The 17443-nt window shown below is 63.8% G+C and carries 24 protein-coding genes and 1 pseudogene; 14 read left to right on the top strand and 11 right to left on the bottom strand.

Features of this window, described 5'->3' with window-relative positions; all coding sequences use genetic code 11:
* Window positions 1-10: 10 nt before the first annotated feature.
* The 4 genes from AC1DPX_RS13735 to AC1DPX_RS13720 all read right to left on the bottom strand — a co-directional run bounded on the left by AC1DPX_RS13735 (window position 11) and on the right by AC1DPX_RS13720 (window position 4290).
* Window positions 11-868, bottom strand: coding sequence for a carbohydrate ABC transporter permease (locus AC1DPX_RS13735; RefSeq protein ID WP_477237298.1), 858 nt, complete (start codon window positions 866-868; stop codon window positions 11-13).
* The gene (locus AC1DPX_RS13730) at window positions 868-1797 is read right to left on the bottom strand and encodes a carbohydrate ABC transporter permease (protein WP_284270641.1); all 930 of its coding nucleotides are present in this window, start codon (window positions 1795-1797) and stop codon (window positions 868-870) included. The genes AC1DPX_RS13735 and AC1DPX_RS13730 overlap by 1 nt, the downstream gene beginning before the upstream one ends.
* A gap of 136 nt (window positions 1798-1933) precedes the next feature.
* On the bottom strand, window positions 1934-3181 hold the full coding sequence (locus AC1DPX_RS13725; RefSeq protein WP_477237295.1) for an ABC transporter substrate-binding protein: 1248 nt from the start codon (window positions 3179-3181) through the stop codon (window positions 1934-1936).
* Window positions 3182-3246: 65 nt separating this feature from the next.
* Entirely contained in the window at window positions 3247-4290 is a 1044-nt protein-coding gene (locus AC1DPX_RS13720; RefSeq protein ID WP_477237293.1) for a LacI family DNA-binding transcriptional regulator, read from the bottom strand.
* Between the two features lie 555 nt (window positions 4291-4845).
* Here AC1DPX_RS13720 and AC1DPX_RS13715 point away from each other — a divergent pair.
* From AC1DPX_RS13715 to AC1DPX_RS13700, 4 genes are all read left to right on the top strand, one after another.
* Complete coding sequence (locus AC1DPX_RS13715; protein WP_477237291.1) at window positions 4846-5904, top strand: diguanylate cyclase domain-containing protein; 1059 nt, start codon at window positions 4846-4848, stop codon at window positions 5902-5904.
* A 583-nt stretch (window positions 5905-6487) separates the two neighbouring features.
* Window positions 6488-6694, top strand: coding sequence for a hypothetical protein (locus AC1DPX_RS13710; protein ID WP_244730777.1), 207 nt, complete (start codon window positions 6488-6490; stop codon window positions 6692-6694).
* Between the two features lie 5 nt (window positions 6695-6699).
* The gene (locus tag AC1DPX_RS13705; RefSeq protein ID WP_202358554.1) at window positions 6700-6891 is read left to right on the top strand and encodes a hypothetical protein; all 192 of its coding nucleotides are present in this window, start codon (window positions 6700-6702) and stop codon (window positions 6889-6891) included.
* Between the two features lie 43 nt (window positions 6892-6934).
* Window positions 6935-7156 (top strand): DUF6500 family protein, encoded by a 222-nt coding sequence (locus tag AC1DPX_RS13700; RefSeq protein ID WP_202358555.1) that lies wholly within the window; start codon window positions 6935-6937, stop codon window positions 7154-7156.
* A 67-nt stretch (window positions 7157-7223) separates the two neighbouring features.
* On the opposite strand, the gene AC1DPX_RS13695 is transcribed toward AC1DPX_RS13700, so the two are convergent.
* The gene (locus AC1DPX_RS13695; protein ID WP_202358556.1) at window positions 7224-7490 is read right to left on the bottom strand and encodes a DUF1488 family protein; all 267 of its coding nucleotides are present in this window, start codon (window positions 7488-7490) and stop codon (window positions 7224-7226) included.
* Window positions 7487-7741 (bottom strand): hypothetical protein, encoded by a 255-nt coding sequence (locus AC1DPX_RS13690; protein ID WP_202359345.1) that lies wholly within the window; start codon window positions 7739-7741, stop codon window positions 7487-7489. Before AC1DPX_RS13690 ends, AC1DPX_RS13695 begins: the two co-directional genes overlap by 4 nt.
* 246 nt (window positions 7742-7987) lie before the next feature.
* On the opposite strand from AC1DPX_RS13690, the gene AC1DPX_RS13685 reads away from it, so the two are divergent.
* The 5 genes from AC1DPX_RS13685 to AC1DPX_RS13665 all read left to right on the top strand — a co-directional run bounded on the left by AC1DPX_RS13685 (window position 7988) and on the right by AC1DPX_RS13665 (window position 11558).
* Window positions 7988-8302 carry a co-chaperone GroES gene (locus AC1DPX_RS13685; protein WP_202358557.1) on the top strand — a complete coding sequence of 105 codons (315 nt, stop codon included), beginning with the start codon at window positions 7988-7990 and terminating at the stop codon, window positions 8300-8302.
* A 61-nt stretch (window positions 8303-8363) separates the two neighbouring features.
* The gene (gene groL, locus AC1DPX_RS13680; protein WP_202358558.1) at window positions 8364-9992 is read left to right on the top strand and encodes a chaperonin GroEL; all 1629 of its coding nucleotides are present in this window, start codon (window positions 8364-8366) and stop codon (window positions 9990-9992) included.
* Between the two features lie 139 nt (window positions 9993-10131).
* Complete coding sequence (locus AC1DPX_RS13675; protein ID WP_019859659.1) at window positions 10132-10290, top strand: hypothetical protein; 159 nt, start codon at window positions 10132-10134, stop codon at window positions 10288-10290.
* Window positions 10291-10570: 280 nt separating this feature from the next.
* Window positions 10571-10885, top strand: a complete 315-nt coding sequence (locus AC1DPX_RS13670; RefSeq protein ID WP_202358559.1) for a GYD domain-containing protein — start codon at window positions 10571-10573, stop codon at window positions 10883-10885.
* Between the two features lie 175 nt (window positions 10886-11060).
* The gene (locus AC1DPX_RS13665) at window positions 11061-11558 is read left to right on the top strand and encodes a GAF domain-containing protein (RefSeq protein WP_477237289.1); all 498 of its coding nucleotides are present in this window, start codon (window positions 11061-11063) and stop codon (window positions 11556-11558) included.
* On the opposite strand, the gene AC1DPX_RS13660 is transcribed toward AC1DPX_RS13665, so the two are convergent.
* From AC1DPX_RS13660 to AC1DPX_RS13640, 5 genes are all read right to left on the bottom strand, one after another.
* A complete protein-coding gene (locus tag AC1DPX_RS13660; RefSeq protein ID WP_477237517.1) occupies window positions 11559-12626 on the bottom strand; it encodes a YeiH family protein in 1068 nt (355 codons plus the stop codon).
* Window positions 12627-12744: 118 nt separating this feature from the next.
* Window positions 12745-13029, bottom strand: coding sequence for a type II toxin-antitoxin system RelE/ParE family toxin (locus AC1DPX_RS13655; RefSeq protein ID WP_202358561.1), 285 nt, complete (start codon window positions 13027-13029; stop codon window positions 12745-12747).
* The gene (locus tag AC1DPX_RS13650; RefSeq protein ID WP_202358562.1) at window positions 13026-13307 is read right to left on the bottom strand and encodes a type II toxin-antitoxin system ParD family antitoxin; all 282 of its coding nucleotides are present in this window, start codon (window positions 13305-13307) and stop codon (window positions 13026-13028) included. Before AC1DPX_RS13650 ends, AC1DPX_RS13655 begins: the two co-directional genes overlap by 4 nt.
* A gap of 99 nt (window positions 13308-13406) precedes the next feature.
* The gene (locus AC1DPX_RS13645) at window positions 13407-13784 is read right to left on the bottom strand and encodes an ester cyclase (protein WP_202358563.1); all 378 of its coding nucleotides are present in this window, start codon (window positions 13782-13784) and stop codon (window positions 13407-13409) included.
* A gap of 75 nt (window positions 13785-13859) precedes the next feature.
* Window positions 13860-14753 (bottom strand): LysR family transcriptional regulator, encoded by an 894-nt coding sequence (locus AC1DPX_RS13640; RefSeq protein ID WP_477237287.1) that lies wholly within the window; start codon window positions 14751-14753, stop codon window positions 13860-13862.
* Between the two features lie 152 nt (window positions 14754-14905).
* Between AC1DPX_RS13640 and AC1DPX_RS13635 the strand changes: the two genes are divergently transcribed.
* The 5 genes and pseudogenes from AC1DPX_RS13635 to AC1DPX_RS13615 all read left to right on the top strand — a co-directional run.
* Window positions 14906-15301, top strand: a complete 396-nt coding sequence (locus AC1DPX_RS13635) for a (R)-mandelonitrile lyase (protein WP_477237285.1) — start codon at window positions 14906-14908, stop codon at window positions 15299-15301.
* Between the two features lie 52 nt (window positions 15302-15353).
* Entirely contained in the window at window positions 15354-15692 is a 339-nt protein-coding gene (locus AC1DPX_RS13630) for a carboxymuconolactone decarboxylase family protein (protein WP_477237283.1), read from the top strand.
* Between the two features lie 4 nt (window positions 15693-15696).
* Entirely contained in the window at window positions 15697-16071 is a 375-nt protein-coding gene (locus AC1DPX_RS13625) for a DUF2255 family protein (RefSeq protein ID WP_202358567.1), read from the top strand.
* A 1-nt stretch (window position 16072) separates the two neighbouring features.
* A complete protein-coding gene (locus tag AC1DPX_RS13620; RefSeq protein WP_477237281.1) occupies window positions 16073-17062 on the top strand; it encodes an aldo/keto reductase in 990 nt (329 codons plus the stop codon).
* Between the two features lie 50 nt (window positions 17063-17112).
* Window positions 17113-17223: pseudogene (locus AC1DPX_RS13615) on the top strand (oxidoreductase); the annotation flags it as partial.
* Window positions 17224-17443 lie beyond the last annotated feature (220 nt).

Here is a 17443-nt window from a genome sequence, read left to right as displayed (position 1 = left end):
CGTCAGGCGATTACTTGACGGCCCCGGCCATCAGGCCGCGGATGTAGAAGCGCTGCAAAGCGAGGAACAGGATCAGGCACGGCACCATCATCACGGTGACGCCCGCCTGCACGGCGCCCCAGTCGATGGCGCCGAAGCGGCCCGACTGCAGTGCCGTCATCATCACCGGCAGTGTGAATTTCGACTGGTCGGTCATCAGCACCAAAGCGGCGAGGAACTCGTTCCAGGCGCCGAGGAAGGCGAACAGCGCGATGGTGACGACGCCCGGCCAGACCAGCGGCAGCATCACCTTCAAGAGCATGGTGGCGTTGCCGGCGCCGTCCATGCGCGCGGCTTCCTCTATCTCGCGCGGCACGGCGTCGAAGGCGTTGCGCATCATGAAGATCGAGAACGGCAATTGCAGCGTCACATAGACGCCGACCAGGCCGGTCAGCGTGTTGTGCAGGCCAAGCTTGGTCAGCACCAGGAAGATCGGCGTCAGGATCGACTGGAACGGGATCATGATCGTCGACAGGATGAGGACGAAGAACAGGTCCTTGAACGGAAAGCGGAACCGCGAAAAGCCATAACCGGCCAGCACGCTGACGATGACCGACAGCAGAACGGTCATCACCGAGACATAGATGCTGTTCTGCGCCGAGACCCACAGCCCGTCGCCGAAGCTGTTCAGCGTGGCATAGTTTTCCAGCGAGAAGCCCGTGGTCGGCCATGGCGGCAGCGGCGGCAGGCGCGCTTCGGCCGCCGGCTTGAAGGCCGACAGCGCCGTCCACACGATCGGCGCGACGAACAGCACCGAGGCGATGACGCCGGTGGAGTGCCGGGCGAAGCGCGCGGCGAGCTTGCCCCTGGCTGATATCGCCTGCGCCATCAGTCGAGCCCCTCGGGCTTGCGCAGCAGCCACAGCTGGATGAGGCTGAGCGCCACCAGGATAACCAGCAGCACCATGGAGAGTGCCGCGCCGTAGCCGAGCTTGAACGACACGAAGGACTGGTTGAAGATCCAGTAGACCGCCGTCAGTGTCTGGTTGCGCGGGCCGCCGCGCAGGATGATGTAGAACTGGTCGAAGGCGAGGATCGAGCCCGCGACCGACAGGATCAGCGCCAGCGCCAGCGTGCGGCGCATAAGCGGCAAGGTGATCGCCCGGAAGCGCGCGAAAGGCCCGGCGCCGTCGATGACGGCGGCCTCCTGCAGATCCTGCGGGATCGATTGCAGGCCGGTCATCAGGATGATCATGGTGAAGCCAGCGACCTTCCACACCACCATGGCGATGATCGACCAGAAGGCCGGCTGGAAGGTGGCGAGCAGGTTGAACTTCTTGTCGATCAGGCCGAGATCGTAGGCGGCCGGGCTGAACAGGCCGGAATCGACATTGAGCAGCCATGACCACAAAAGGCTCGCCGAGGCGAAGCCGACCACCGCAGGCATGAAGAAGAAGGTGCGGTAGAGATTGGTTAGCGGCCGCGGTTTTTCGATGAAGATCGCCAAGGGAAAGGCGACGGCGAAGATCGCGATGGTGACGACCACCGTGTAGTAGCCCGTGAATTTGAGCGCGTTCCAGAACCTGGTGTCGCGCAGGATCGCCCAGTAATTGTCGAGCCCGATGAAGGCGTGCTCGCCCATCAGCGGCCAGTTGTGCAGCGACATCCACGCCGTCATGCCGAGCGGGATGACGAAGAACACCATGACCAGCGCCACGGCCGGCGCGACATAGAGCAGGCCGATCCATTGCCTGCGCCCGGCGCCGACGAGTTTTCGGGCGCGGGGCGGGGCGGTGGTGCTGGCGGTGATGGTGGTCATGGCTGAGGGCTCGCCTTGCGACGCCTCGAACCGGAGATGCGAGTGAGTCTTCTCAACGCGATAGTCCTGCTATTTGAACAAAAACAATAGCCGGCCACCCGCCCAGGGAGAGAGGCGGGCAGCCGGCAGGCGGCCGCTACTTCTGCGGCGCCTGGTCGATGATCGACTGCATGGTCTCCTGCGCGTTGGCGATGGCGCCGTCGACGTCGTCGCCGAAAAAGACCTCGTTGATCATCTGCGTCCACGGGCCGTTGGCGGAGTTGATCAGATCGTTGAACACCACCGAATAGGGCGTCTTGCCCTTGGCCATGGCCTCGGCGGCGACCTGGTAGCGCGGGTCGAGTTCCCTGAGCGCGTCCTTGGCGATGTCGCCACGCACCGGCAGGCTGCCATATTTGGCCAGGATGGTCTGGCCTTCAAGCGAATAGGCGAAGTCCAAAAACTCCTTCACCACGGCGAGCTTCTTGGTGCCCTTGGTGACGACGAAATTGTCGCCGCCGGCAAAGGATGACCAGCCGCCGTCCTTGCCCGGCAGGAAGGTGACGCCGTAGTCGACATTGGGATACTGGGTGTTGAGCGCGCCGATGGCGAAGGCGCCGGAGGGCGAGATCCCGATATTGCCGGCGGCGAAGGCGGCGAAGAAGTTGGCGCCGGTGTCGGTCTGGGCGCCTGCCGGCACCAGGTCCTTCTTGACCATCGAGCGGTAGAGATCGATGGCGCCGCGCAGTTGCGGGCTGTCCAGCGTCGCCTTGGAGCCGTCTTCACTGAGGATATCGCCGCCCGAGGCCCAGATCAGCGGCGTGAAGGTGAAGATGTTGCAGCCGCCGCAATTGCCGGAGAAGTAGAAGCCCTTGATGTTGCCGCCAAGCGCGTTGACCTTCTCGGCATCGGCGGCGATTTCGGCCCAGTTGGCCGGGCCTTTCTCAGGATCGAGGCCGGCCTGCTTGAACAGCTTCTTGTTCCAGATCAGCACGGAGGCGTCGGCCGAGAAGGGCAGGCCGTAAATGTGGTCCTTGTAGGTGCCGGTCTTGACGTGCGCCGGCGACAGGCTGGCGAAATAGGGCAGGGACTTGGCCCAGTCGGTGATGTCCTCCAGCTGGCCGGCGGCGGCGAAGGAGGGCGTGTAGATCAGGTCGAGCGACAGCGCGTCGGGTGCGGTGCCGCCGGCGGCGGCCGCGCCATATTTCGGGATGATCTCGGCGTTGGGGATGATGTCGAGCTTGATCTGGTCCTTGTGCGCCTTGTTGTAGGCGTCGACGATGCGCGGCATGAAATTCGAGCCGTCGGCGCGTACCCAGATGTTGGCGGTGTCGGCGGCGGCGGCACCCAGGCCGCTGCCCAGAACGGCAGTGGCCAGGGCCAGTTTGGCAATCAGCTTCCTCATGTTTTCCTCCTCCAAGGGTTGGCCGCTGTGCGCGGCTTGGCGCCGATCTCGCGGCGCTTTCGTTTTCAGCCGTCCGGTGAGCGGCCACAGGACTGACGCACCACCAGCCGGCACGGCAGTTTTCGAATGCCCGGCGCGGCGGTCTGACCGCCGACCAGGGAAAGCAGGGTCAGCCCGGCCTCGCGGCCGAGGGCGACCAGGTTCATGTCGACCGAGGTCAGCGGCGGGCGCGTCGCTTCCGCGACGATCTCCCAATTGTCGAAGCCGATAACGCCGACATCGCCGGGAACATCGAGGCCGCGCTCGCGCAGGGCATCGATGACGCCGCGCGCGATCTGGTCGTTGCCGCAAAAGACGGCGTCCGGTCTTTGGCTTTTGCCGTCGAACAGCTGCGCCACCGCTTCATGCCCCCAGGCTTCCGACCAGGAGCCGAGCAGCGGTTCGGTCACCGGCAGGCTGTTTTCGGCGAGCACGTCGCGATAGGCCTGGGCGCGGGCATGCACCACGGCGAAGCTCGCCGGTCCGCTGACATGGGCGATGCGCCTGCGGCCGAGCCGGCAGAAATGTTCCACCGCCAGCCGCGCGCCGCCGGCATCGTCCGAGACGAAGGCGACGGCGTCGGGATCGGGCTGGGTGAAGGCGTAGATCACCGGGATGCGCAGATCGGCGAGGTCGACCGGCAGGTGTCGGTCGATGCGTTTTCCCGTGGCGATGATGCCGTCGACGCGCTTGTCGAGCATGGCCTCGACATGCAGCTGGCCCAGCCGCGGATCCTCCTCGACATTGCACAGGAACACCGAGACGCCATTGTCGACCAGCGCGTCCGAAATGCCCGACATCAGCGGCAGCGAGAAGCGGCCATAAGTATCGTTGGTGAGCAAGCCGACGGTGAAGGAGCGGCGCCTGAGCAGGCTCTGCGCCAGGCTGTTGGGTCGGAAGCCCAGGCTGCGCGCCGTCTCGCGGATGCGCTCGCGGGTCTCGGCGGTCATGCGCCCCTGGTCGTTGAGCGCCTTCGAGGCCGTCGCAACGCTGACGCCGGCCCGAGCCGCCACGTCACGCAAGGTGACGGGCTTGGGAAAGACCGGAACAGGCTGATCGTCCGCTGCCATCGCGCCGAGAAATCCTTAGTTGGGAAAAGGTTTTCTCACATAGGCCGGGACAAGGCCCGACCAATGGCCGAGCCCGATCAGATCTGTTTGGAAAAACCTTTTCTCAAGTCAGGCTAGGCCAGATTGGGGGAGTGTTCAAGGGGGAAAGTGGAGCTCTGTCGGTGGGAACAGAAAGTGTGGCTGATCGGCGCGAGGCCTGATTGCCACGTGGTTCCCCCAATCCGTCGCTGCTTCGCAGCGCCACCTTTCCCCCCTCCGGAGGGAAAGGAAGGGAGCGTTATCGGACGAGCGTTGACGGCAAAAAGCTTGGCGCCTTTCCTCTACCCCGTCGATCGGGGAGAGGTGGCTCGGCGAAGCCGAGACGGAGTGGGGGTCGACCAGCGCAGCATAAGACAATCTATGCGCCAAGCTGCCATGCACGCTGTCGCCAAAGACCAGCTGCCTGGAAATGTGTGCATGCCGTCGCCACTCCCGTGGGGGCGAGGAAACCCAAGGATTGTCAGCGAAGTATTAATCGCTGCTGCACCATGGTGGTCGCCCGCCAGGAGTCTCGCCATGCCCGATACCCCATACGCTCCGAAAGGCCCGGCCTCGCAACCCGGCAAGCGGGCGGGGCATGAGAGCGCCGGCGAGCGGCGCCGCGACGCCGACATCCCCAAGCTCAAGGCGGAACTTGCCGCGCAGGCCGCGCTGATCGCCGGCCAAGAGGTTGCGCTGGCGCACAGCCGCAAGATCTTCGATCGCGCCTCCGTCGCCGCGCGCATCGGCGTGTGGGAATGCAGCCTGCCCGGCGAACAGCTGCACTGGACCGATGTGGTCTATGATCTGTTCGACCTGCCCCGCGGCGCCACGCTCGACCGCAGCGAAATCATCAAGTGCTATCCGCAGGAGTCGCGCAAGGCGCTGGACAGTTTGCGCAGCCGCGCGATCGCCGAGCGCAGCGGCTTCACCCTCGACGCCGAGATCACCACCTTCGCCGGCCACAGCCGCTGGATCCGCATCACCGCGACCGTCGAGTGCGAGGCCGATGTGCCGGTGCGCATCTTCGGCATGAAGCAGGACATCACCGAGGAAAAGATCCTGTCGGACCGGATGCGCTATCTTGCCGAATTCGACACCATGACCGGGCTTGCCAACCGCGCCCGCTTCCAGGCGCGGCTGGCGCAGGCGGATGCCAGCCGCCCAATCGGCGCGCTGCTGTTGATCGATCTCGACGGCTTCAAGGCGGTCAACGATACGTTCGGCCACGTCGTCGGCGACGAGTGCCTGAAGGCGGCGGCCGAGCGCCTCGCCGAAGGTTGCGGCGAGGCGGACCTGGTGGCGCGCGTTGGCGGCGACGAGTTCGCGGTGCTGCTCGGATCGCATCTCGACCGGGCCGCCGTCTCCAGCGTGGCGCGCGAGATCGTCGAGAGGATGGGCAAGCCGGTCCCGATACGCGGCCAGTCGCTGCGGCTGGGCGCCTCGGTCGGCATCGCGTTCGCCGGCGCAGGCTCGCCTTGCGACCTGTTCGCGCAGGCCGACACGGCGCTCTATGCCGCCAAGGCGGCGGGTCGCAACACCTTCCGCATCTTCAAGGCCGAGGCCGGCGCGAAAGGCCGGAGCGCCGCGGCGTAAAGGCCTGCGTTTTTCAGGGGAGGCCTGGCCGGCTTACCCTTGGAGTTGTTTGTGAACAAAGTGTTAGGGCTGTGATTTGAAGTTCTGAATCACCTGGCGGCGCGCAGCGCCGGTCATTTCTTGTCCGCGCAGCCAGGATACCCGCCCATGGCAGCGCTCACGCCTTCGGGTTTTCGGGGGCGCGGCGTATGCCAAAGAGCGCTGCCAGCCGACATTTCGCAAAGTGCCGACAGAACAGCGGTCGGGCTTAACGTTTCCGCAAGCATTTCCCCGTTAGTTCGGTTGCAATGGCCTCGTGGCGGAGCGGCTACGCTGGAGACGGCAAATCTCTGAAGCCTCGGTTCGATCCCGAGGCGAGGCCTCCAAAATCCTACAGCCGAGACCCCTGTGCCCGACCACTTGTCGCGGCCGATTTGTGCGGTTGCGGTCGTTGTCGCCTGCGACGGACATGCTCACGCCGGCATGGGGCCGAGGTTAAAACCACCTATCTGCATTTGGCATGCAGGGCGCTCGCGAAAAGAGTGCTATGGCAGGGGCGCGAGCCTGCTCGCTCCGATCTTCCCCGACATTCGAGGTCATTTTCGTGCGTGAACCGTCATCGCTGCCGGTCTTTGGGAAACTTGGCGTCAAGCCATCCGTCGCCGTCGCGGCGGTGCCAACCGCTTCGGCTGGCATCGTGCCGCGCTTGCGGGAGCTTGTGGCCGCGCATGGCGGCATGGCGTTGAAGCTGTCGGTGATCGCCTGGACGATGCTGGTCCTGGGCACGGTGTTTTTCATGTTGCAGGGCTGAGGATCATGGCAAATCGCTATGCGCTGCGCATGGACCTGCCCCAGAGTTGGGCGATCGTCGATGTCTTCACCGGCCAGCCTGCGATGATCAGGCAAAAGGTGATGGTCGGCATGAGCCCGCGCGAGGCCGAGGACATGGTCGTGCAGATGAATGTCGGCGACATCCGGCGCCGCGAAAGGGCGGAGCGCAAGGGTTGAACGGGGGGCCAAGACCCCGCGGCATAAAAACAAGAGGATTCCCGTGAGAGCCAGCCTGAAGCAAAAGATACTGGAGGTCTGCGACCGCAAGATTTCCGAGAAAGGCCCTGGCGTCGGCCTGTCGTTCTACGCGTTTTTCGCCAACAGGAACGACGACCCCGAACTGCTGATGGAAGCAGCGGAATGGTGGATCAGGACCCACCGCCTCGACCATTTCGAAAAGGCCGCGAAGATACGCACGATGGTCGAGGACATGGACCTTTAATCTTTGTTTCTATGCATGTCGTTATCTCAAAACCGGGGTCACTTTTGAGCGACATGCATAGGGCTGATCAGCCGAAGTCGTCGGCCGTCAGCACATACATGCTCTTGCGCGTGCGGTCATAGGCCTTCGACGCCACGTCGCGGATGGCGCTGCTCTGCGTGTCGAATGTTGCGAGGTAACCGGCCTCATTGGCCGCGGTTGCCGGCTGCATCCTGGTCATCGCGTCGGCGGCTACCGAGAAGGAAATCTGGAACATGCCGTCATGGCCGACGAAGCGGATGCGTTTGCCGGCTTCGTCATAGCTGCGGCTGCGGTTGGGGAAGGTCAGGCTCATGTTTTTGCCTCCGTTGCGGCGGCCTTCTTGGTCGCCCGCTTCTTCTTCGGCGTCGGGTTCAGGGCTTCGGCGACGCGGTCAGCCTCTTCCTTGGCCAGCCGCAACTCCCGCAGCCTTGCCGTCTTGATCTCCCGGGCCCGCGCCTCGGACATGTACTCGGCCGTCGCCTTGTTGCGCTCGGCCGTCTTCTTCTGCTTGTCGACGAAGCGGGCTTCAGCTTTTTCCATGATCGTCTGATTGCCGTCGGCCATCGCATAAATCTCCTTGGTGCCTGGAATCGTGAAAATGAACTTGTCCGATAAATAGGCACTCGACCGGCAAAATTCAATTTTTTGAATTATTTGACTGCTTTGCGATATCACGAAACGGCAGGCCGAAATAATACTTTTCAATATTTAATTCCGGCCGCGAATAATTTTTGGCACTCCTATCTATCGAGTGCCAAAGCGCCTATATAAGGGCGCGGCCGCCTAAGCCGGCCCCAGAAAGAAGTTTTCATGAAGTTTCGGCCACTCCACGACCGCGTCGTCATCCGGCGCGCCGAAGGCGATACCAAATCCAAGGGCGGCATCATCATTCCCGACAATGCCAAGGAAAAGCCGCAGGAGGGCGAAGTCATCGCCATCGGCCCCGGCGCACGCGACGAAAACGGCGCGCTTGTGCCGCTCGACGTCAAGGCCGGCGACCTGATCCTGTTCGGCAAATGGTCGGGCACCGAGGTCAAGATCGACGGCGAGGACCTTCTGATCATGAAGGAAGCCGACATTATGGGCGTGATCGAGAAGAGCGTCGAAGCCAAGAAGGCCGCCTGACTGGAGCGCCGCGCCTTCCGCGCGGGGTTCGTCCACTCCAAATTCGAACGGGATTGAAAAAATGTCTGCCAAGGAAATCAAATTCGCCACCGACGCGCGTGACCGCATGCTGCGCGGCGTCGAGATCCTCACCAATGCGGTGAAGGTCACGCTCGGCCCCAAGGGCCGCAACGTCATCATCGACAAGGCCTATGGCGCGCCGCGCATCACCAAGGACGGCGTCACCGTCGCCAAGGAAATCGAGCTTGCCGACAAGTTCGAGAACATGGGCGCGCAGATGGTGCGCGAAGTGGCCTCCAAGACCAACGACCTGGCCGGCGACGGCACCACCACCGCGACCGTGCTGGCCGCCTCGATCCTGCGCGAAGGCGCCAAGCTTGTTGCCGCCGGCATGAACCCGATGGACCTCAAGCGCGGCATCGACCAGGCGGTCGCCGCCGTGGTCGTCGAGATCAAGGCCAAGGCCAAGAAAGTCAAGTCGTCGGCCGAGATCGCCCAGGTCGGCACCATCGCCGCCAATGGCGACGCCACCGTCGGCGAGATGATCGCCAAGGCGATGGACAAGGTCGGCAATGACGGCGTCATCACCGTCGAGGAAGCCAAGACCGCCGAAACCGAACTCGATGTCGTCGAAGGCATGCAGTTCGACCGCGGCTATCTCAGCCCGTATTTCGTCACCAATGCCGACAAGATGCGTGTCGAGCTCGAAGAGCCCTATGTGCTCCTCCACGAGAAGAAGCTCGGCAATCTGCAGGCGATGCTGCCGATCCTCGAGGCGGTGGTGCAGAGCGGCAGGCCGCTGCTGATTATCTCCGAGGACGTCGAAGGCGAGGCTCTGGCCACGCTGGTCGTCAACAAATTGCGCGGCGGCCTCAAGGTCGCTGCCGTCAAGGCGCCGGGCTTCGGCGACCGCCGCAAGGCGATGCTGGAAGACATCGCCGTGCTGACATCCGGCCAGATGATTTCCGAGGATCTCGGCATCAAGCTCGAAAACGTCACCATCGAGATGCTCGGCCGCGCCAAGCGCGTGCTGATCGAGAAGGACACCACCACGATCATCGATGGCGCCGGCACCAAGGCGACGATCCAGGCGCGCGTCGCCCAGATCAAGGGCCAGATCGAAGAGACGACCTCAGATTACGACAAGGAAAAGCTGCAGGAGCGGCTGGCCAAGCTGTCGGGCGGCGTTGCCGTCATCCGCGTCGGCGGCGTCACCGAGTCGGAAGTGAAGGAAAAGAAGGACCGTATCGACGACGCGCTGAACGCGACGCGCGCGGCTGTCGAGGAAGGAATCGTGCCCGGCGGCGGCGTGGCTTTGCTGCGCGCCCGGTCGGCGCTGGCCGGCCTCAACGGCGCCAATGCCGATGTCACCGCCGGTATTTCGATCGTGCTGCGCGCGCTTGAAGCGCCGATCCGCCAGATCGCCGAGAATTCCGGCGTCGAAGGTTCGATCGTGGTCGGCAAGCTCGCCGACAGCAAGGATCACAATCAGGGCTTTGACGCCCAGAACGAGACCTATGTCGACATGATCAAGGCCGGCATCGTCGATCCGGCGAAAGTGGTGCGCACCGCATTGCAGGACGCCGGCTCGATCGCAGCACTCCTGATCACCGCCGAAGCCATGATCACCGACATCCCGGCCAAGGATGCGGCGCCTGCCGGTGGCGGCGGCGGCATGGGCGGCTACTAACGATTCAGCCGGTCTGCGGGGTGGCTTTATCGACGCCGCCTCCCGGGCCTGAGCTTGCATCCACGCCGGTTCCAGGAGCCGGATATTACCGCCGGGGGCCGCTCCCGGCGCACAGGCCTCTAGCCCAGGAGATCGATCCATGATCGTGTTCGCGCAGAAGCCACAGACGGTCGTCACGACCGAAACCACCGAAGAGAGCCGCTTCGACCGCATCCGCAGGATTGCCGCCGACAAGCACAAGAAATCGGATTCAGATACCGCAACGCCACAAAAGGGCGAGCCGAAGCGTCCGATGTAAGGCTGCGCCGCGACGCCGCCGGCCGTCAGCGCCACATCGCCCATCAACGGCGCGAGCTCGATGCCGTTGGCCGAGCTTTGGTCCAGCCAGACAACATCCCGTCGGCCCGATCGGCGTGTCCGGTATTGTCATTATATTAGCTTCAGCGCATATTTGGGTGGCAGCGAGCCCTTGGCCGCCAACGCGTCCCAGGGCGCCTGCAATTGTTCCGAAAAATAAATCACTCCGTGCGGCTCGAATATGGAGCGGCACGAGACAATGACATTTGGAGGAAATACCCATGAAAGTGACGATCTTGGCAAACTATGCGCCTCATGCCGCCAAAGGATTGATGCAGGGGTCGGACAGGCAGGCTGCGGTCAAGGCGCTTTTTGAAAGCGTTGGCGGCAAGATGACCAGCGTGATGTTCACGCGCGGCATCTATGACGTCGTTGTCAATGGCGAGGTGCCGGACCAGTCAGCGGGAATCGGCATGTCCCTTGCGGTGCGAGCGAGCGGCTCGCTGACCGAGATGGTTGTCCTGGAAGAACTCGACATGAAGGCAGTGCTCGCGGCCGCCAAGAAGGCTGCCGGCTCGTACAAACCCGCCGGCTGATGGCTCGCCGTCTTGATCAAGGCAGCACGGTTCGATGCCGTGCTGCCGAGTGTCGGACAGACATCTTCTTCCGACTTTCGCGGCGACTGGAATTCAAGCTAGTATCGTCCGGTGGTCGTTTGGTGCAGAGAGCTTGCGGAAACGGAACCGCGTTTTCTCAATTCGGAGACAAGCCATGTTTGCGGCCAAGGCCATCGACACCTCCGACAAGGCCGCGTTCTACCGCGACCTCGCCGCTCAGCTGAAAGCGCTGCTCGACGGCGAAAGCGATTCGATCGCCAATGCCGCCAACACCGCGGCGCTGATCTTCCAGATGGTGCCGGACCTCAACTGGGCCGGTTTCTATTTCCTGGCCTCGGACGAGGAGCTGGTTCTGGGACCGTTCCAGGGCAAGCCGGCCTGCGTGCGTATCGCCGTCGGCAAGGGCGTCTGCGGAACAGCGGTCCAACTCGGCACCTCGATGCTGATCAAGGACGTGCACGATTTTCCCGGCCACATCGCCTGCGACGCCGACTCACGCTCGGAACTGGTCGTGCTGCTCGAGGACGATGAAGGCGTCTTCGGCGTGCTCGATCTCGACAGCCCGCTGCCCGGCCGCTTCGACAAGGTCGATCAGGCGGGTATCGAAACGCTGGCGGCGATCTATGCCGCTGCGAGCTCGTTCGAGGATTGATCAGCCTGCGAACTTCACCAGCATCAGGCTGAAGCAGCCGATGAACAGGAAGGCCGAGAAGGCGAGCGCCAGCGGGCGCAGACCGCGCGAGCGCAGCTGCGAGATGTCGGCCTGCAGGCCCATGGCGGCTAGCCCCATGGTCAGCATGATGGTGGTGGCGAGCGCCATTGCCGCCTTCACTTCGGCCGGCACGGTGATCAGGCTGTTCAGCGCCACGACGGCGACGAAGGCGGCGACGAACCACGGCATGGGCGGCCGCGCGGGCTGCTGGTCGCCGCTCGCCTTGCGGCGCGCCATCAGGCCGAGTGCGATGACCATCGGCGCCAGCATGGCAACGCGCGTCAGCTTGGCGACGGTGGCGATCTCGCCGGACTGGGTGCCGTTCTGGAAGCCTGCGCCGATGACCTGCGCCACCTCGTGGATGGAGGCGCCGGCCCACAGGCCGAACGCATGCTGGTCGAGGCCGAGGGCAGGGGCGAGCAGCGGGAAGCCGAGCATGGCGACGGTGCCGAACAAGGTGATCGAGGCGACGGCATAGGTGACGTCCTCGTCGCGCGCATCGGTGACGATGTTGGTGGCGATGATGGCCGAGGCGCCGCAGATCGAGGTGCCGGCGGCAATCAACTGCGCCAGCTTGCGGTCGACGCCGATCAGCCGGCCGAGCGTGATGGTGAACAGGAAGGTGGCGCCGAGCGTCGCCGCCACGATGCCGACGCCGCCGGCGCCGATCGAGACGACCTGGCCGAGCGTCAGCTGGAAGCCGAGCAGCACGATGGCAAAGCGCAGCAGGCGCTTTTGCGAGAAGGCGATGCCCGCCTTGGCATGCGCCGGCGTGCCGAGCACGTTGGAATAGACCATGCCGGCGACGACGGCCAGGATCATAGGGCTGAACAAGGCAAAGCCGGAGACATTGTGCGCCGAGAAGGCCACGGCTGTGATCATCGCCACCAGCACGATGCCGGGAATGATGCCGTTCCACACCGAATCGAGCCGCTTGCGGCCAGCGGCCAGATCGGCGGAAATTGTGCTTTTCGGAATATCGTTCGCGATGTGGGTAAGGGAAGACAATGCAATGCTCCAGGCGGGTACGCCGGAGGAATGCCATTTCATAATCGATCTTTCCAACGAATTGTTATGGTTGAAATGATCGATTTTTGCGAACGATCGTAGTGAAGGACCAGTTCGGCTACAACAATTCCTGCCACCGACGCGCGCCATGAACCACGCGCACAATCTCCGCGCCGTCGTCGATCTGGCGATAGAGGATCAGGTAGTTTCCTGCGGGGAACGTGCGCAGGCCAGCGCGCACGTCTGGCCGGGCAACACCCATTCCCGGCATGTCGGCGATCCGCTGGCAATGGGCATGGATTTCGTCATACCAGCGCAGTGCCGCCGAAGGACTGTCCTCGGCGATATAGAGCGCGACGGCTTCGATATCCGCTTCGGCTTCCGGTCGTAGGCGCAGCGTCATCGCGACGTGCGCTCGGCGATCCTTGCATCGAGCTTGCTTTTGATCCGGGCGAAGGCTTCGTCTCCGTCGACGGCATTGCCGCTTGCCATGCCTTCATCCCAAAGTCGGCCCAACTCGTCGACGGCCTGGTCACGCTGTATCCGGCGAAACTTCCATTCGCGCAATGCTTCACGCATGACCTCGCTCGCCGAGGCATATTCACCCGCCGCGACGACTTCGCGCATCATGCTTGCCATTTCAGGGGTGAGGGCAACGCTCACTTTCTCGACATTGGCCATCTGTGTTCTCCTGCTACACAAGGTAGGCAAGTTTACCACCGGCTGCAAGGACGACTGATAGCCCGCATGATTCCTGGCACCTTCGCGAGATCATGCGTGTCAAAGCTGCGCTTCGATCGCCGCCTTGTCGATGACCGACCAGACGTTCCTGATCCGGTCGTTCAGAAATTCATAGAACACATTCTCGCTGAACGAGACCTTTTTGCCGTTGATGGGCAGGCCGAAGAAGGTTCCCTTCGGCGTGCAGTTGAACTGGATGCGGCTGGCGATGAAGGGCGGTTCGGAGACCAGCAGCTGAACGTCGAAATAGAGGTCCGGAATTTCGCGGAAATCCCGCTCCAGCATGGCGCGGTAGCCTGAAAGGCCGACGCGCTCACTGTTGTAGTGGACCTCGTCATGGACGAAGCGATGCAGCCTTTGCCAATCCTGGTTGTTGAGGCAGTCGATATAGCCTCGGTAGAGGTCGGTCTCGGTCACGGCGATGCTCCGGGGTTTTGGAAAGATTACGCCCGGTCGCGAAGATAGAACGACTGCCGGCGCAGTCCAGATCGATCAACCGCGATAGCGCAGCGCATCGACCAGCAGCGAGAAGGCGGGCGTGGTCTGGCGGCGGCTGGGGTAATAGAGGTGGTAGCCGGGGAAGGGTGGGCACCAGTCGGCCAGCACCCGCACCAGCTCGCCGCTGGCAAGCGGCGCGCGCAGCTGGTCTTCGGGCAGATAGGCGAGGCCGAGGCCGGCGCGCACCGCATTCAAGCGCAGCCCTGCCGTGTTGAAGATCAGCTGGCCCTCGACGCGCACCTTCAGCTCGCGCCCGGCCCTTTCGAATTCCCAGGCATATAGCCCGCCATAGGTCGGCAGGCGCAGGTTGATGCAATTGTGGTTGGTCAGGTCCTGCGGCACGCGCGGCTTCGGCTGCCTGGCGAAATAGGCAGGCGAACCGACCACGGCCATGCGCATGTCCGGGCCGATGCGCACCGCGATCATGTCGTGCGCCACCTGTTCGCCAAGCCGCACGCCGGCGTCGTAGCGCTCGGCGACGATATCGGTCAGGCCGTAGTCGACGATGATCTCGACCTTGATGTCGGGATAGTCGGGCAAAAGCCTCGATATCGCCGGCCACAGCACCGCTTCGGCGGCGTGCTCGCCGGCGGTGATGCGGATGGTGCCGGCGGGTTTCTCGCGCAAGGCGCTGAGCGCGGCGAGCTCGGCCTCGATCTCGTCGAGCCTCGGCCCGATGGAGCGCATCAGGCGCTCGCCGGCCTCGGTTGGCGACACGCTGCGCGTGGTGCGGGTGAGCAGGCGCACGCCGAGCCGCTCTTCCAGAGCGCGCACCGTGTGGCTGAGCGCCGATTGCGAGACGCCGAGCTGTGCCGCCGCCCGGGTGAAGCTTTTTTCGCGCGCGACGGCGAGGAAGGCGGTCAGCTCGTTCAGATTGTCTCGCGGCATTGATGAGCTTTCCTCATAAGTACATGCCGGATATAGCACCTAATCCGGACCAATCGCAGGCGCTAAATAGACGCCATCACGATCGGGCGCCCAGGAGCGGCGGCCCGGATGGCGAGGGCGTCGCCCGGCAACGGCGTGGAGAAGTAAAAACCATGGACATCAAGCGAAGCGGCTCGCAGCCTTCCGTAAAGGGCGCCGCCGATTATTTCAGCGGTACCGTGCGCGTCGATGCGCCCTTCAAGGGCAGCGAACCGGCCCGCGTTGGTGGCGCCACGGTGACGTTCGAGCCGGGTGCGCGCACGGCCTGGCACACGCATCCGCTCGGCCAGACGCTGATCGTGCTGTCGGGCGCCGGCCTGGCCCAGCGTGAGGGCGGACCGATCGAGCCGATCCACCCCGGCGACATCGTCTGGTTCGCGCCCGGCGAGAAGCACTGGCATGGCGCGGCACCGACTACGGCGATGAGCCACATCGCCATCGCCGAAGCCCTCGATGGCACGGTCGTCGACTGGATGGAGCATGTTACCGACGAACAATACGGGGTTTGAGCAAGCATCAGCGCCTTGCGCTCGAACCCATGCCGCAACGAAGGAAAGCACCATGACCGATCCACCAGTGCCGCACAGGAATCCGTTCTCCGATATCGCACCCGCGCTCGGAAAATACACCGACGAGGTGTTGTTCGGCGACGTCTGGAAGCGGCCCGGCCTCTCGCCGCGCGACCGCAGCCTCGTCACCGTCAGCAGCCTGATCTCGGGCTACCGGATCAATGAAATGCCTTTCCACATCAAGCGGGCGCTCGACAATGGCGTCACCCGCGACGAACTCATCGAAACCATCACGCATCTCGCCTTTTACGCCGGATGGCCCGTTGCAAGCACCGCGATCGGCATTGCCCGCAAGGTTTTCGAACAGGCGGATGCCGAGAAAAAGGAATAAGAAAATGCCCTGGGCGAAGGACGAACTCGAAAGGATCGCGGCAACCGACGATCTGCATATTTCGCCTTTGCGCGATGACGGCGTGACCCCGGGCACGCCGACCTGGATCCGGTCGGTCGTTGCCGATGGCGCGCTTTATGTGCGCGGCTACAATGGCCAGCAGTCGCGCTGGTATCAGGCCGCGATCAGGCAGAAGGCCGGACGCATCACTGCCGCCGGCATGACCAGGGACGTTGCCTTCGAAGCCGTCGAGGGAACCGTCAACGCCCGCATCGATGACGCCTACCGGGCGAAATACACAGCCAGCCCTTATCTCGCGCCGATGATCGCGGCGCGCGCCCGCGCCGCCACGGTGCGGATCACACCGAAGGAGAATTGAAATGCAAAAGCGCACACTTGGAAACAGCGGCCTCGAAGTCTCCGCTATCGGGCTGGGATGCATGGGCATGAGCCAGTCCTACGGGCAGCCGATGGAGACGGCGGATGCCGTTCGGCTGATCCGCTCGGCGTTCGAGCGCGGCATCACCTTCTTCGACACGGCGGAGGTCTATGGACCGTTCACGAACGAGGAGGTCGTCGGTGAGGCGTTGCAGCCGATCCGCGACCAGGTGGTGATCGCCACCAAATTCGGCATCGACATCGCCGGCACCGCCGGACATGACGGCATGGACAGCCGGCCGCAGCATATTCGCGACGTCGTCGAAGCATCGCTCAAGCGGCTGAGGACCGACCGCATCGACCTCCTCTACCAGCACCGCGTCGATCCCGTGGTGCCGATCGAAGAGGTGGCGGGTGCGGTCAAGGACCTGATCAGCCAGGGCAAGGTCAAGCATTTCGGCCTCTCCGAGGCGGGCGTGCGCACCATCCGCCGCGCCCACGCGGTGCAGCCGGTCGCGGCGCTGCAAAGCGAATACTCGCTGTGGTGGCGCGAACCCGAGGAGGCGATCCTGCCGGTGCTTGAGGAACTGGGCATCGGCTTCGTGCCGTTCAGCCCGCTGGGCAAGGGTTTCCTGACCGGCGCCATCAATGCCGATACGACGTTCGACAGCAGCGACTTCCGCAACACCGTGCCGCGCTTCGCGGAGGAGGCGCGCAAGGCGAACCAGGCGCTGGTCGATGCGATCGTCGCGATCGCGGCGCAGAAGCAGGTGACCCCGGCGCAGGTCGCGCTTACCTGGCTGCTGGCGCAAAAACCCTGGATCGTTCCGATCCCCGGCACGACGAAGCTCAACCGCCTCGAGGAGAACATCGGATCGGCCACGGTTGCGCTGACGGCGCACGATCTTGCCGACATCGAGCGCGCGGTCTCTGCGATTGCCGTGCAGGGCGAGCGCTATTCGCCGCAACAGGCGGCACGGATCGACCGCTGAGACGGAAGGAGCCCGATGTCGCGGAAGGGGTGCGCGCGCTCTACGACCGGGTGGCCATCTCGGCGGATTGCTTCGCCAGGACGGTGGTGTTCGCCATGAGCCAGCCGGACGAGGTTGATATCAACGAGATCCTGTTCCGGCCGACGGCACAGGAGTATTGAAACTGAGCGATCGCTTCGGATTTCGAATTTGCCCGTCACCTTCTCTGAACGCCGGCGCTGCCCCTCACCTGCCTGCCGGCATCCTTTCCCCGTATAGTGACGGGGAGAGGGTCGCTGCCATCGCCGATTTCGCCAATCTCCAACGCTGCAAGGAGGGGGCCGGCGTTGCCGCCAGCCCCTTCTCCCCGTCACTATACGGGGAGAAGTGCCCGGCAGGGCG

The sequence above is a fragment of the Mesorhizobium sp. 01N446 genome (genome assembly GCF_056399285.1).
The sequence above is the reverse complement of the archived record's forward strand: the minus strand, read 5'-3'. Positions and strand labels throughout refer to the sequence as shown.

Bases quoted from the DNA above. Each gene is read 5' to 3' on its own strand.
- AC1DPX_RS13735 (WP_477237298.1), bottom strand. From the start codon at position 868: ATGGCGCAGGCGATATCAGCCAGGGGCAAGCTCGCCGCGCGCTTCGCC.
- AC1DPX_RS13730 (WP_284270641.1), bottom strand. From the start codon at position 1,797: ATGACCACCATCACCGCCAGCACCACCGCCCCGCCCCGCGCCCGAAAA.
- AC1DPX_RS13725 (WP_477237295.1), bottom strand. From the start codon at position 3,181: ATGAGGAAGCTGATTGCCAAACTGGCCCTGGCCACTGCCGTTCTGGGC.
- AC1DPX_RS13720 (WP_477237293.1), bottom strand. From the start codon at position 4,290: ATGGCAGCGGACGATCAGCCTGTTCCGGTCTTTCCCAAGCCCGTCACC.
- AC1DPX_RS13715 (WP_477237291.1), top strand. From the start codon at position 4,846: ATGCCCGATACCCCATACGCTCCGAAAGGCCCGGCCTCGCAACCCGGC.
- AC1DPX_RS13705 (WP_202358554.1), top strand. From the start codon at position 6,700: ATGGCAAATCGCTATGCGCTGCGCATGGACCTGCCCCAGAGTTGGGCG.
- AC1DPX_RS13695 (WP_202358556.1), bottom strand. From the start codon at position 7,490: ATGAGCCTGACCTTCCCCAACCGCAGCCGCAGCTATGACGAAGCCGGC.
- AC1DPX_RS13690 (WP_202359345.1), bottom strand. From the start codon at position 7,741: ATGGCCGACGGCAATCAGACGATCATGGAAAAAGCTGAAGCCCGCTTC.
- AC1DPX_RS13685 (WP_202358557.1), top strand. From the start codon at position 7,988: ATGAAGTTTCGGCCACTCCACGACCGCGTCGTCATCCGGCGCGCCGAA.
- groL (WP_202358558.1), top strand. From the start codon at position 8,364: ATGTCTGCCAAGGAAATCAAATTCGCCACCGACGCGCGTGACCGCATG.
- AC1DPX_RS13675 (WP_019859659.1), top strand. From the start codon at position 10,132: ATGATCGTGTTCGCGCAGAAGCCACAGACGGTCGTCACGACCGAAACC.
- AC1DPX_RS13670 (WP_202358559.1), top strand. From the start codon at position 10,571: ATGAAAGTGACGATCTTGGCAAACTATGCGCCTCATGCCGCCAAAGGA.
- AC1DPX_RS13665 (WP_477237289.1), top strand. From the start codon at position 11,061: ATGTTTGCGGCCAAGGCCATCGACACCTCCGACAAGGCCGCGTTCTAC.
- AC1DPX_RS13655 (WP_202358561.1), bottom strand. From the start codon at position 13,029: ATGACGCTGCGCCTACGACCGGAAGCCGAAGCGGATATCGAAGCCGTC.
- AC1DPX_RS13650 (WP_202358562.1), bottom strand. From the start codon at position 13,307: ATGGCCAATGTCGAGAAAGTGAGCGTTGCCCTCACCCCTGAAATGGCA.
- AC1DPX_RS13640 (WP_477237287.1), bottom strand. From the start codon at position 14,753: ATGCCGCGAGACAATCTGAACGAGCTGACCGCCTTCCTCGCCGTCGCG.
- AC1DPX_RS13635 (WP_477237285.1), top strand. From the start codon at position 14,906: ATGGACATCAAGCGAAGCGGCTCGCAGCCTTCCGTAAAGGGCGCCGCC.
- AC1DPX_RS13630 (WP_477237283.1), top strand. From the start codon at position 15,354: ATGACCGATCCACCAGTGCCGCACAGGAATCCGTTCTCCGATATCGCA.
- AC1DPX_RS13625 (WP_202358567.1), top strand. From the start codon at position 15,697: ATGCCCTGGGCGAAGGACGAACTCGAAAGGATCGCGGCAACCGACGAT.
- AC1DPX_RS13620 (WP_477237281.1), top strand. From the start codon at position 16,073: ATGCAAAAGCGCACACTTGGAAACAGCGGCCTCGAAGTCTCCGCTATC.